10 protein-coding genes are annotated in these 13,133 nt (G+C 71.4%); 8 read left to right on the forward strand and 2 right to left on the reverse strand.

Annotated features, from left to right (window positions below; translation table 11 throughout):
- Positions 1-44: 44 nt before the first annotated feature.
- Positions 45-317, reverse strand: coding sequence for a WXG100 family type VII secretion target (locus ABZ463_RS04065; RefSeq protein WP_012888044.1), 273 nt, complete (start codon positions 315-317; stop codon positions 45-47).
- Positions 318-686: 369 nt separating this feature from the next.
- On the opposite strand from ABZ463_RS04065, the gene ABZ463_RS04070 reads away from it, so the two are divergent.
- The 8 genes from ABZ463_RS04070 to ABZ463_RS04105 all read left to right on the forward strand — a co-directional run bounded on the left by ABZ463_RS04070 (position 687) and on the right by ABZ463_RS04105 (position 12,278).
- Positions 687-2,462 (forward strand): biotin carboxylase N-terminal domain-containing protein, encoded by a 1,776-nt coding sequence (locus ABZ463_RS04070; protein ID WP_352010175.1) that lies wholly within the window; start codon positions 687-689, stop codon positions 2,460-2,462.
- Positions 2,463-2,569: 107 nt separating this feature from the next.
- Positions 2,570-3,928, forward strand: coding sequence for a hypothetical protein (locus ABZ463_RS04075; RefSeq protein ID WP_362772748.1), 1,359 nt, complete (start codon positions 2,570-2,572; stop codon positions 3,926-3,928).
- A gap of 229 nt (positions 3,929-4,157) precedes the next feature.
- Entirely contained in the window at positions 4,158-5,189 is a 1,032-nt protein-coding gene (locus ABZ463_RS04080; protein ID WP_362772751.1) for an iron ABC transporter permease, read from the forward strand.
- A complete protein-coding gene (locus tag ABZ463_RS04085; RefSeq protein ID WP_362772754.1) occupies positions 5,186-6,253 on the forward strand; it encodes an iron chelate uptake ABC transporter family permease subunit in 1,068 nt (355 codons plus the stop codon). Before ABZ463_RS04080 ends, ABZ463_RS04085 begins: the two co-directional genes overlap by 4 nt.
- Positions 6,254-6,358: 105 nt before the next feature.
- On the forward strand, positions 6,359-7,408 hold the full coding sequence (locus ABZ463_RS04090) for an iron-siderophore ABC transporter substrate-binding protein (RefSeq protein WP_362772757.1): 1,050 nt from the start codon (positions 6,359-6,361) through the stop codon (positions 7,406-7,408).
- 40 nt (positions 7,409-7,448) lie between these two features.
- Entirely contained in the window at positions 7,449-9,242 is a 1,794-nt protein-coding gene (locus tag ABZ463_RS04095) for an ABC transporter ATP-binding protein (RefSeq protein WP_362772760.1), read from the forward strand.
- 1 nt (position 9,243) lies between these two features.
- Positions 9,244-10,944 (forward strand): ABC transporter ATP-binding protein, encoded by a 1,701-nt coding sequence (locus ABZ463_RS04100; RefSeq protein ID WP_362772763.1) that lies wholly within the window; start codon positions 9,244-9,246, stop codon positions 10,942-10,944.
- Positions 10,945-11,048: 104 nt separating this feature from the next.
- Positions 11,049-12,278, forward strand: coding sequence for a pentapeptide repeat-containing protein (locus ABZ463_RS04105; RefSeq protein ID WP_352010023.1), 1,230 nt, complete (start codon positions 11,049-11,051; stop codon positions 12,276-12,278).
- Positions 12,279-12,285: 7 nt separating this feature from the next.
- Here ABZ463_RS04105 and ABZ463_RS04110 read toward each other — a convergent pair whose 3' ends face one another.
- A complete protein-coding gene (locus ABZ463_RS04110; RefSeq protein ID WP_352010024.1) occupies positions 12,286-13,113 on the reverse strand; it encodes an alpha/beta fold hydrolase in 828 nt (275 codons plus the stop codon).
- Positions 13,114-13,133 lie beyond the last annotated feature (20 nt).

A 13,133-nucleotide genomic window follows, 5' to 3' on the forward strand; every position in this document is an offset into this window, starting at 1 on the left:
ACGCCGCCCCGGTCTCACGAGACCGGGGCGGCGTGGCGGCCGAATCAGCGCGTGGCGGACTCGATGTTGCCGCGGTAGGTGTTGATCACGCGGGAGGCCTCGGCGAGCTCCTCGGACATGCGCTGGAAGGCGGCACGGTAGTTCTGCCAGGCCTCGGTGAAACGCTGGGCACCCGGGCCGGTCCAGGCGGTGCCGACCTTTCCCGCCTCACGGTCCAGAGCCGCCATCGTGGCCCTCACCTGGTCGGCCTGCTGGGTGAACTGGGTGGCCATCTGCTGCATTTCCGCGGGATTGCCACCAAGCAAGTTCTGGCTCATGCCAGCACTCCTTCTGGATCGGTGTCGGGGGCTCACCAAACGACATCACGATAGGTGAGTGGATCACGGAGATACTCGGATTATGCCGAGCGGCTATGGATCTTCCCATACCCACGGACCGGATAACGCGTCATTCGCCGTAAGTCACATGTCATACCGGGAATCGTCATCCGAGAGGCGCCATGCGCCGGCGGCCGTGCCCGCTCCGGCGCACGGGGATCATCACCAATACGGCCATCCAAAAACAACCCATGACATATCCCAATCCCGGCGGGCGGGACCCCGCTCTTCCCAGGCTCCGTACGGCGCCTAAACTCCGTTGGAGGCCCGCCAGCCCCCCGTTCGCACGTGATGAAGGGAACCATGTCGGTGCAGAAGGTCTTGGTCGCCAACCGTGGCGAGATCGCCGTACGGATCATCCGCGCCTGCAGGGACGCGGGCCTGGCCAGCGTCGCGGTCTACGCCGAGCAGGACCTGGACGCCCTGCACGTCCAGCTCGCCGACGAGGCCCACTCGCTGGGCGGCCAGTCCCCCGCCGAGACCTACCTCGACATCGCCAAACTGCTCGCGGTCGCCGAGACCAGCGGCGCCGACGGGGTCCACCCCGGGTACGGCTTCCTGGCGGAGAACGCGGCCTTCGCCCAGGCGGTCATCGACGCCGGGCTGACCTGGATCGGGCCGCCCCCCGCCGCGATCGTCGCCCTCGGCGACAAGGTGCAGGCCAGGCACATCGCGCAGAAGGTGGGGGCGCCGCTGGTCGCCGGGACCGCCGAGCCGGTCTCCGGGTCCGAGGAGGTGGTGGCCTTCGCCGCCGAGCACGGCCTGCCGATCGCGATCAAGGCTGCCTTCGGCGGTGGAGGGCGGGGCCTGAAGGTCGCCAGGACCCTTGAGGAGATCCCCGAGCTGTACGACAGCGCGGTCCGCGAGGCGGTCGCGGCCTTCGGCCGGGGCGAGTGCTTCGTCGAGCGTTATCTCGACCGGCCCCGGCACGTGGAGACGCAGTGCCTGGCCGACACGCACGGCAACGTGGTGGTGGTCTCCACCCGTGACTGCTCGTTGCAGCGCAGGCACCAGAAGCTCGTCGAGGAGGCCCCGGCGCCGTTCCTGACCGACGAGCAGATGGAGCTGCTGTACTCCTCCTCCAAGGCCATCCTGCGGGAGGCGGGCTACGTCGGGGCGGGCACCTGCGAGTTCCTCGTCGGCCAGGACGGCACGATCTCCTTCCTTGAGGTCAACACCCGGCTGCAGGTCGAGCACCCGGTCAGCGAGGAGGTCACCGGGCTCGACCTGGTCTCCGAGATGCTGCGGATCGCCGAGGGGCAGCCGCTCGGCTACGACGACCCGCGGGTGAGCGGGCACAGCATCGAGTTCCGGATCAACGCCGAGGACGCGGGACGGGGCTTCCTGCCCGCGCCGGGCACGATCACCGCGGTGCGCTGGCCCTCCGGGCCGGGCGTGCGGGTCGACGCCGGATACGAGGCGGGCATGACCGTCCCCGGCGCGTTCGACTCGCTGGTGGCCAAGGTCATCGTGACCGGGGCCGACCGGGGACGGGCGCTGGCCCGGGCCAGGCGGGCTCTCGCCGAGCTGCACCTTGAGGGAATGCCGACGGTGGCCGAGTTCCACCGGGTCGTGGTCGAGGAGGAGGCCTTCACCGCGCCGGACGGCGCGTCGTCGTTCGCGGTGCACACCCGCTGGATCGAGACCGAGTTCGTCAACCCGGTCCAGCCGTACGCCGGGCCGGTCGCCGAGCCGGGGACGGCCGAACGCGAGCGGGTCACGGTCGAGGTCGGCGGCAAGCGGCTTGAGGTCGTCCTGCCCGCCGGGCTGGTCGGCGGGCAGGGCGCGGGCGTGACGGCCCAGGGCGGCGCCGGAGGCAGGCGCGCGAGCAGGCGCCAGGGCGCCGGACGTGCCACGGCGGTGAGCGGGGACGGACTGGTCAGCCCGATGCAGGGCACGATCGTGAAGGTCGCGGTCGCCGACGGGGACGTGGTCGCGGCCGGAGACGTGATCGTGGTCCTGGAGGCGATGAAGATGGAGCAGCCACTGACCGCGCACCGGGCCGGAGTCGTCGCCGGGCTGAACGCGGCGGTCGGGCAGACCGTCACGGCGGGTGCCGCCATCTGTGACATCCGCGACAACTGACCCCTCCTTCTCCCGGGTGACGCGTCCAGGTTTGGAAAGGATTACGGTCAGGGGGGAACTCTGACGTCCACTCGCTCGTCTTCCAGGGCGAAGGAGGGCTTTCTGCCGTGACCACCAAGCAAACAGCGTCAGGTCGCCTCGGTGCCGCGATCATCGCGTTGCTCGCCGGGCTGCTGACCATTTTCATGATCGCCCCGGCGGCGAACGCCGCGGCGCCCGACCCGAGCACGATCGCGTCCGGCCTGAAGGACGGCGACCACTTCTACGCCGACCCCGCGGCGGACATCCCCGCCAGCGCCCAGGACGCCATGAGCAGCGCCGCCGAGCAGACCTCGACGGTCTACGTGGCACTGCTGCCCTCCGGCTCGATCACCAGCCAGTCCCAGGCGAAGACTCTGCTGACGTCCCTGCGCAAGGACGTCGGAGGCAAGGCGACCATCCTGGTCATGAACGGCAAGCAGCCGTTCGGTGTCTCCAACGTCAAGGGCATCGACGTGGACGAGCTGCTCAGCAGGGCGGCCACGACCTCGAGCCCGACGGACAACATCGTCAACTTCGTGAAGCTGGCCGACGACGCGGCCACCGGTGCCGGGCTGGGCTCCAGCCCCTCCCGCTCCTCCGGGGGCTCCTCGGGCGGCGTGCTGATCGGCATCCTGGTGCTGGCCGTCGCGGGCGGTCTGGGCATCTTCTTCTACTCCCGTAAGAAGAAGCGGCAGCGCGAGGCCCGTGAGGCCGCCGAGCTGGCCGCCGTCAAGCAGACCGTCGACGAGGACGTCACCAAGTTCGGTGAGGAGATCACCGACCTGGACACCGACGTCAAGCTGCTCGGCAACGGCTCCGATCACCTGCAGGACTGGCAGCGCGCCCTCGACTCCTACGAGCGGGCCAAGGTGGAGCTCGCGGCGGTCAACCGCCCCGACGAGCTCCGCGGCGTGACCACCGCGCTTGAGGAGGGCCGCTACGCCCTGGCCTGCGTGAAGGCGCGCGTGAACAACCAGCCGCTCCCCGAGCGGCGCTCGCCGTGCTTCTTCAACCCGCAGCACGGTCCCTCGGTCCGTGACGTCCGCTGGGCCCCGCCCGGCGGCGCGGTGCGCGACGTGCCCGCCTGCGCGGCCGACGCCGAGGCCATCGAGCGTGGCTTCGAGCCGCAGACCCGTCAGGTCATGGTGGACGGCCACTACCGCCCCTACTACGACGCGGGCCCGGCCTACCAGCCCTACGCCTACGGCTACTACGGCGGCTTCGGCGACGTCATGAGCGCGATGCTCGTCGGCACGATGATGGGAAGCATGCTGGGCGGCGGCTGGGGCCACAGCGGTTACGGCGCCGGCTACGAGCAGGGCCTGGCCGACGGCGGTGGCGGCAGTGACTTCGGCGGCGGCGGAGGCGACTTCGGCGGCGGAGGCTGGGGTGACTTCGGCGGCGGCGACTTCGGCGGTGGTGACTTCGGTGGCGGCGACTGGTAGTCACCGCTGACGGATCCGGCGGCCACCACGGTCACCGGCTGAGAGCCCTCACCGGCCAGAGATCAGGACGGGCGCGTTCCCTCGGGGACGCGCCCGTCGTCGTTCGCGCGCCGTACGGCCCCGGCCGTTCGAGGGGCCTGCGGCCGTCTGTCCCGTGGACCGGAGGGATTCCCTGGCGGACCAAAGGGATAACGTACGTCGAATGAGTGCGTCTGTGGTGAAACGTCCCATGTCTGCGGCCACGGGGGTCCGCCGGCGACGGCAAGGGGTGGGCCTGGGCGCGCTCGTGGTCGTTCTCCTGCTCGTGGGGACGGTTTCGCTGGCCGTCGGTACCCGCGCGTTGAGTCCTGCGGAGGTGTGGCACGGGCTGTTCACGGCCCCGGGTTCCGACCGGCGGCTCACCGAGATAACGCTCATCGTGCAGACCGTGCGGATACCCAGGACCGTGCTGGCGATCGTGGCCGGAGTCGCCCTGGGGGTCGGCGGGGCGTTGATCCAGGGATACACGCGCAACCCGATCGCCGACACGGGGCTGCTGGGGGTGAACTCCGGCGCCTCGTTCGCCGTCGTTTCGGTGATCACTCTGTTCGGGATCAGCAATCCGTACCAGTACGTCTGGTTCGCCTTCCTGGGGGCGGGGATCGCCGGGGTCATCGTGTTCGGGCTGGCGAGTCTCGGCCGGGGAGCGGGCAGCCCGCTGACGCTCGCGCTGACCGGTCAGGGGGTCGCGGTGTTCCTGGCCGCGATGACCACGGCGGTCGCGCTGACGGACCAGGCCTCGCTGAACGCGCTGCGCTTCTGGAACGCGGGCTCGGTGTCCGGTGTCGGATTCGACGTCATCTGGCCGCTGACCGCGTTCGTCGTGGCCGGGCTGGCCCTGGCGGCGGTCACGCTGCCCGCCGTCAACCTGCTCAGCCTGGGCAACGACGTGGCACGAGGGCTCGGGGTGAACGTCACGCTGAGCCAGACGGTCGGCATCGCCGCCATCACCCTGCTGGCGGGCGCGACGACGGCCGCGTGCGGCCCCATCGCGTTCCTCGGCCTCATGGTCGCCCACGTGGCCCGGTATCTCATCGGACCGGACTATCGCTGGCTGGTGCCGTGCGCGGGCCTGCTCGGCGCCCTTGTCCTGCTGGTCTGCGACATCGTGGGGCGCGTGGTCGCACGGCCCGGCGAGTTGCAGGCCGGCATCGTCGTCGCCCTCGTCGGCGCCCCGTTCTTCGCGGCGCTGGTGTGGCGTGGAAAGTTCAAGACGGCATGAACGAGACAACGATGAAGCGGTCGTCGGCACCGGGCGTGCGGCTCGGTCCCGTGTCGTTCGTGTGGCGGCCCTGGATGGTGCTCGTCACGCTGCTGCTGGCGGCGGCCGCCTTCGTGGCGTTCTGCCTGTCCATCGGCGTCGGCGACTTCCCCATCGGCCTGCGCCAGGTGGTCGCCACCCTCCTCGGCCGGGGGGAGCAGGTCGACGAGTTCGTGATCATGGATCTTCGGATGCCACGTGCCCTGGCCGGGCTCGTCGTGGGGATCGCGCTGGGGGTGTCCGGGGCGATCACGCAGTCCATCGCACGCAACCCGCTGGCCAGCCCCGACGTTCTGGGGATCACCGGAGGCGCGAGCGCGGTCGCGGTGACCCTGGTGACGGTTTCCGGCGGGGCCGCCGCGACGGTCGCCGGTTCCGTCGGCCTGTCCGCCGCGGCGCTCGCCGGCGGGCTCGGCACCGGCCTGCTGGTGTACCTCCTGGCCTGGCGGCGTGGGATCAACGGTCTCCGGCTCATCCTCATCGGCATCTCGGTGAGCGCCGTGATGGAGGCCGTCACGACCTGGCTGCTGGTCACGGCCGACATCAGGGATGTGGCACGGGCCCAGGCGTGGCTGGTCGGCTCGCTGAACGACCGGTCGTGGGCGGAGGTCCGGGTGGCGCTGTGGGGCACGCTCGCGCTCGTGGCCGTCGTGGTGTGCGTCGCCCCCCATCTCAGGGCCCTGCAACTGGACGACGACGTCGTGACGGGCCTGGGCGTCCGGCACTCGACGGTGCGGGCGATCCTGCTGCTGTGCGCGGTTTCGCTGGCGGGCATGGCGGTGAGCGCCGCGGGCCCGGTCCCGTTCGTCGCGCTGGTGGCGCCGCAGGTGGCGATGCGCCTGGTTCGCTACCCGGCGCCGCCGCTCGTGGCCTCCGGGCTGACGGGCGCGCTGCTGTTGATCTGCGCGGACCTGGTGGCGCGTACGGTGCTGCCGATCTCCCTGCCGGTCGGCGTGGTCACCGCCGCGATCGGCGGCCCCTTCCTCGTCTACCTGCTGGTGCGGGCGAACCTCAGGGCGGGATGACCGGCCAACCGAGGTGAGGTTAGGCTTGCCTAATCCCTCCATGCTACGGTTTCCCCACCGCTGGTTAGTTTTGTGGCGGATTGTACGAAAGCAAGGGATTCCGGGATGCTCCTCCACCGAACAACGACCACGAAGACCTTGCGGCGGTTCGCCACGGCGTTCTCCGCCGCGGCCCTCGGCGTCGGCCTCCTCGCGGGATGCGGTTCCGAACCCGCGGACAAGCCGGCCGGCGACGTGGCCGCCGCTCCGGGAGGCGCGTTCCCGGTCACCGTGGAGCACGCGTTCGGGTCCACGCAGATCACCAAGGCCCCGCAACGGGTCGTCTCCGTCGGCTACACCGACGACCAGGCCATCCTGGCCTTCGGCGTGAAGCCGGTCGGCATGGTCGACCAGTACCCGAACCCGCCGGGCAAGACCCCCGATATCAACACCCAGTGGCCCTGGGTGAAGGACAGGTGGGGCGACGCCCGCCCCGAGGTCATCATGAGCAACGGGGACTCCGGCCCGAACTACGAGAAGATCGCCGCCCTGCGACCCGACCTGATCATCGCGGTCTACTCGGAGATCGACAAGTCCGCCTACGACCGGCTCTCCAAGATCGCCCCGACGGTCGGCCGTACCAAGGGCGAGGCGGAGCCGTTCAGCGCGCCGTGGCAGGACAACGCCCTCCACATCGCCAAGGCGCTCGGCAAGGCCGACGAGGGCGCGCAGCTGGTGCAGGGCATCCAGGACAAACTCGACGCCGCCCGTAAGGCGCACCCGGAGTTCGCGGACCAGACCGCCGTCGCGCTGTCCTGGTACAAGGACTCGGTCGCGCCGTTCGCCACCACCGACGTACGCGGACGGCTCGTGACGGGCATCGGCTTCAAGGGCGCGACGGAGATCGACAAGATCGCGGGCGGCAAGTTCTACACCGTGCTCTCCCCCGAGCGCATCGACCTCGTCGACGTCGACCGCATCTTCGTCATCGCCGACCAGGCGGACCAGGAGGCGCTGAAGAAGTTCGCGCTCTTCACCAACCTGTCCGCGGTCAAGAACGGGAAGGTCTCCTACCTCCTGGACAGCGAGGGCCCGGCGATCGGCGCGGCCCTGTCCCAGAGCACCCTGCTGTCCCTGCCGTACGCGATCGACGAACTCGTCAAGTCGGTCGGCTGAGGTCACCGATGAGCGTCCCCCGTCCCGCTGCGGTCCCGGTGTGAACACCGCGGACACCCCCGTCGCCCCGGCCCCGCTGCGTACGGCGACCGGGCGGGAGGCGGCCCGCTGGGTCGCGGCGCACTCCCGCGAGGCGCCGTGGCTGACGGCCGCCACCGTGCTCACCACGGTGGCCGGGGCCGCCCTCCAGGTGCTGCCGATGCTCCTGCTCGGCCGGGTGGTCGACGGGGTGATCGACCGCGAGCCCCGGTCGACGCTGATCACGATCGGCGCGCTGATGCTGGCCGCCGCGCTCCTCGGCGCGGCGGCCGTCGCGGCCTCGACGTATCTGATCGGACGGCTGGGCGCGGACCTGCTCGCGAGGTTGCGGGAGGGCGCCGTCCGCGCGGTGCTGGGAACACCGAGCGCGCGTGTCGAACAGGCGGGCCGGGGAGACGTGCTGTCCAGGGTCGGCGACGACGTGGCCGTGCTGTCCAAGGGCATCCGCACGGCCGTTCCCACCGTGCTCTCCGCGGGAGTGCTGGTCGTCATCGCCACGGCCGGCATGTTCGGGCTGGACTGGCGACTCGGGCTCGCGGGCGTCGGAGCGCTGCCCGCGTACGCGCTGGCCCTGCGCTGGTACCTCCCCCGGTCCGCGCCGCTGTACCGGAGGCAGCGGGAGGCCCAGGCCGATCGCGCGCAGGCGCTGATCAGCGGCCTGAACGGGATCGGCACGGTACGGGCCTACCGTCTTGAGGCCGCCTTCCGTGAGAAGGTCACCGGCGAGTCGGCACGGGTGCGCGACCTCGGCGTCGAGGTCTTCCGGCTCTTCGGCCGGTTCGTCGGCAGGGAGAACCGCGCCGAGTTCGTCGGGCTGGTCCTGATCATCGTGGTGGGATACGTCCTGCTTGAGGCCGACGCCGTCACCCTGGGCGAGGCCTCGGCGGCCCCACTGCTGTTCCATCGGCTGTTCAACCCGCTGGGCTCCATCATGTTCACCTTCGACGAGGCACAGAAGTCGGGCGCGAGCCTGACCCGGCTGGTCGGCGTGCTCGGCGAGGCGACGCAGGAGAGGCTGGTGGGTCATGCGACCGCCACGGCGGGCGCCGGGCCGTACCCGGTGGTCGTGGAAGGGGTGACGTTCGGCTACCCCGGCTCGGACCGGCCGGTCCTGCGGGACGTCGACCTGGTGATCCCGGCGGGCGGCTCGCTCGCGCTGGTGGGGGCGACGGGCGCGGGCAAGTCGACCCTGGCGGCGCTGGTCGCGGGCGTCGTGACCCCGCAGGCAGGGACGGTCCGCATCGGGTCGACCGATCTCGCCGACCTGGACGAGGCCGGGGCACGGGCCCTGGTGAGCGTCCTCACGCAGGAGACACACGTGTTCTCCGGCACGCTCGCCGACGACCTGCGGCTGGCCGCGCCGGAGGCGACCGACGCCGAGCTGATGGACGCGCTGCGCGGGAGCGGCGCCGACACGTGGGTCGCGACGCTGCCCGACGGGCTGGACACCCCGGTCGGCGAGGGCGGCGAACGCCTTGACGGCGCCAGGGCCGCCCAGATCGCCCTGGCCAGGCTGGTGCTGGGCCGCTCACCGGTGGTCGTGCTCGACGAGTCGACCGCGGAGGCGGGCAGCCAGAGCGCCGCCGAGCTGGAACGGGCCGTGTCCGCCGCGTGCCTGGGCCGGACCACGCTGCTGGTGGCCCACCGGCTGACCCAGGCGACGACGGCGGACCGCATCGCCGTACTGGACGCCGGACGCGTCGTGGAACAGGGGACCCACGAGGAGCTGGTGGCCCTGGACGGCCGGTACGCGCGGCTGTGGCACGCGTGGCGACAGGACGGTCGGCGCACCTGAGATGACGACCTCAGAAGAACGACGGTTCCACACGGGAACCGGCATCCTCCGTACGGCACTGCGGCGCAACGCGGGCGCCATGGCCTGGGGCACCGTCCTCATGGGCCTGTACCAGGCCGGTGAGACCGCCTTTCCCATCGCGCTCGGCCTGATCGTCGAGCACACGTTGCGGGACAGAGGTCTCGGCGCGCTCGCCCTGTCGATCACCGCGCTGGCCGTGATCATCACGACCGTCTCCCTCTCATGGCGGTTCGGGATGCGAATCCTGCAGAAGGCCAACACCGCCGAGGCGCACCGCTGGCGGGTGCGGGTCGCGGCCTGCGGACTCCAGCCCGTGGCCAGGGACCTCGACCTCAGGTCCGGCGAGATCCTGACCGTCGCCACCGAGGACGCCGACCAGACCGCCGACATCATCGAGGTGGTGCCGCTGCTGGTCAGCTCACTGGTCGCGGTGCTGGTCGCCGCGGTCGCCCTGGGCGCGGCGGACGTACGGCTCGGCCTGCTGGTGATCGTGGGCACCGCCGCGACCCTGTCCGTCCTGAGTGTGATGTCCAGACGGATCGGCACCGCCACCGGTGAACAGCAGGCCAGGGTGGCCCGGGCGGCCGCGAAGGTCGCCGACCTGATCGCCGGCCTGCGCCCGCTGCACGGTTTCGGCGGCAACCACGCGGCGTTCCTGTCCTACCGGAGGGTCAGCGCGGAGGCCAGGGACCAGGCGGTCGCCGTCGCCGGGGTCAACGGCGCGTACGCGGGCGTCGCGCTGGCGCTCAACGCCCTCCTCGCCACGGCGGTGACCCTCACCGCGGGCTGGCTGGCGTTCGACGGCCGGATCACCGTCGGGGAACTCGTCATGGCCGTGGGCCTGGCGCAGTTCATCATGGAACCGCTGAAACTGTTCTCCGAGATGCCGAAGTACGTGATGATCGCGCGTGCCTCGGCGGAGCGGATGGCGTTGGTGCTGGCCGCGCCCGCGGTGACGACCCCGGGGCGGGAGCCTCTGCAGGAGAGCGGAGATCTCGTGCTGGACGGCGTCCGGCACGGCTGCCTGCGGGATCTGACGTTCCAGGTGCCCGCCGGGGAGTTCGTGGCGATCGTCGCCTACCGGCCGCGCGTGGCGGCCGACCTCGTGGCGGTGCTGGCCATGGAAGCCCCGCCCGGTTCCTACGAGGGCGCGGTGCGGATCGGCGGGCGGAGGCTGGCGGACCTGTCCGTCGAGACGGTCCGCGAACGCATGCTGGTCAACCCGTTCGACGGGGAGATCTTCTCGGGCACCCTCCGCACGAACATCGTCCCGGCGGGCGGCGACCGTATGATCCACGAGGCCGTCGAGGCGTCCATGCTGACCGACGTCGTCGCCCTCCACCGTGAGGGTCTCGACCACGGCGTCCGGGACCGCGGCGCGAACCTCTCCGGCGGGCAGCGCCAGCGGCTGTCCCTGGCCCGGGCCCTCGCCTCCGACGCCGGCATCCTGGTCCTGCGCGACCCGACGACGGCCGTCGACGCGGTCACCGAACAACTCATCGCGCACAACATCGCGAAGCTGCGCCGCGACCGCACCACCATCGTGATCACCAGCAGCCCGGCCTTCCTCGGCGCCGCCGACCGCGTCCTCGTCCTGGACGGCGGCACCGTCACCGCGGACGACACCCACCACAACCTCCTCGCCTCCGACGAGGCCTACCGCCTGGCCGTGGCCCGATGACATCCGGCACGCGGGGTGCGGCACACCCCCGCGACGTGCAAGCCTCCGTCTAGCGGGATGCAATGATCCACTGACACGATCGGGACTGTTCCAAGGAGGTTCCCGTGCGTCGTTCCGTTTCCCTGACACTCCTCGCCGCGATCTTCGCGCTGTCAGGGGCCATGATCTCTCCCGTCACGGCCCAGGCCGAGACGGCGGCCTCGGCCGCGGCCGGGCCGTGCAGGCCCGGCCAGGGCGCCAACCTGCGCGGCAGGGACTTCACCAAGGGCGCCGCGCTGCCGTACAGCCTGCGCTGCGCCGACCTGACCAAGGCGAAGCTGGGGGGCGTCGAGCTCATCCAGAAGGACCTGACCGGAGCGATCCTGCGCGGGGCCGACCTCAGGCAGGCCAACCTCACCCAGGCCACGCTGAAGTACGCCGACCTGCGTGAGGCGAACCTCAGTGAGGCCGACCTCGGACAGATGCACGCCGACCACGCCGACCTGCGCGGGGCGATCCTGGTCGACGCCGAGGCCGGGCAGGCCGAGTTCCCCTACGCCAACCTGACCGGGGCGAAGCTGACCCGGGCCGTGCTGACCCAGGTCAACTTCGTCAACGCCAAGCTGGTCGACGCCGACCTCAACGAGAGCAGGCCCGGCCAGATCAAGGGACGCAAGGCCGACTTCACCCGGGCCAAGCTGCACGAGGCCAAGATGGGGCAGTCCGACCTGGGCTTCGCGGTCTTCAAGGACGCCGACCTGCGCGAGGCCGTGTTCGACCAGGCCGAGCTCGACGGCGCCTCCTTCGTCGGCGCCCTGGTCGACGACGCCTCCTTCACCCAGGCCGACGACGCCGACCTGACCGGTGCCCGGGGAACCCCCAAGGGCATCGACGGGCCGTTCTCCGTGCCGACGCCCGCCGAGGAGCAGGCGAGCGACGACGAGCCGGAGAGCACGGCCACCCCGGACGCCCAGGCCTCACGGGGAGGGACGTCCGTCGGGCTCATCATGGTCGTGCTCAGCGCGCTCGGCCTGGCGGTCACCGTGGTGGCCTGGGGGGTCAGCGCCCAGCGGCGCAACAGGCGCAACGCCAGGTTCGCGCTCATGCGGCGCGGGGCCGAGGAGGACATCACCCGCCTGGGCGAGGAGATCGACCAGCTCGACTACGAGTTCCAGATCAGCGGGCGGGGCGGCATGACCGCCGACGCCGACTGGCGGCACGCCCTCGACGCCTACGAGGCGGCCAAGAACGCGCTGGTGATGGCCAGGCGGGACGAGGAACTGCACTTCGTCGCGCGGGCCGTACAGGACGGCAGGAACGCCCTGAACAGGCTGCGCGCCAGGACGTCCCGCTGAGACGGGCTCAGACCGGGTGGCGGGCCAGGTGGGTGAGCAGGAGTTCGTTGACCCGGTCGGATGCCTCCAGCTGCAGCCAGTGGCCCGCCCCGTCCACACGTTCGTAGCGCCAGGGGCCGCTGACGTGCGCGGCCGTACCGGTCATCGACTCCTCGGTGAGGAAGCGGTCGCGGCTGCTCCACACCCCGAGCGTGGGGGCCCGCAGGGCGGGCGGCTCCGAGGGCGGGGCGACCAGGCTCTCCGGGGGCACGCCGGTCCGGTAGATCGCCAGGCCCGCGGTGAGCGCCTCCGGATCGCGCATGCGCGCGACGACCTCTTCGGCGTCGGGATGCCCCTCCAGCATCTCCCTGGCGTTGCGGAAGTCGTTCTGGCTGAGCCATCGCTCGGCGACACCGGCGAACTGGAACAGCAGCATGTACCACGACTTCTCCCGCTGCCGCCAGCCGGCGGCGGCCAGCGCGGCGGGGTGGCCGACCGACAGGCAGGTGAGGCTGGCCACCCGTTCCGGGGCGAACACGGCGAGGAACTGCGCGAGCGCCGAACCCCAGTCGTGTCCGACCACGTGCGCCCGCTCGACGCCGAGCGTGTCGAGGACGGCGAGCAGGTCGCCGACGAAGAGCCGGGGCTCGTACGCCTCAAGCCCGGCCGGTTTGTCCGAGTCGCCGTATCCCCGCAGGTCGGGTGCGATCGTACGGTATCCGGCGGCGTTCAGCGCGGCCACCTGGTAGCGCCAGCAGGTGTGGCTGTCGGGGTAGCCGTGCACGAGCAGCACGGCGGGCCCCTCCCCCTCGACCTGGACGTTGAGCCCGATCCCGTTGACGTCGAGACGTGTCATGGCGCTCCCGTCGGTTGGCG

It is taken from the genome of Streptosporangium sp. NPDC020145, assembly GCF_040631275.1.
GTDB lineage: Bacteria > Actinomycetota > Actinomycetes > Streptosporangiales > Streptosporangiaceae > Streptosporangium.

Coding starts and splice junctions, on each gene's coding strand:
- ABZ463_RS04065 (WP_012888044.1), bottom strand. CDS start 317: ATGAGCCAGAACTTGCTTGGTGGCAATCCCGCGGAAATGCAGCAGATG.
- ABZ463_RS04090 (WP_362772757.1), top strand. CDS start 6,359: ATGCTCCTCCACCGAACAACGACCACGAAGACCTTGCGGCGGTTCGCC.
- ABZ463_RS04085 (WP_362772754.1), top strand. CDS start 5,186: ATGAACGAGACAACGATGAAGCGGTCGTCGGCACCGGGCGTGCGGCTC.
- ABZ463_RS04110 (WP_352010024.1), bottom strand. CDS start 13,113: ATGACACGTCTCGACGTCAACGGGATCGGGCTCAACGTCCAGGTCGAG.
- ABZ463_RS04100 (WP_362772763.1), top strand. CDS start 9,244: ATGACGACCTCAGAAGAACGACGGTTCCACACGGGAACCGGCATCCTC.
- ABZ463_RS04080 (WP_362772751.1), top strand. CDS start 4,158: ATGTCTGCGGCCACGGGGGTCCGCCGGCGACGGCAAGGGGTGGGCCTG.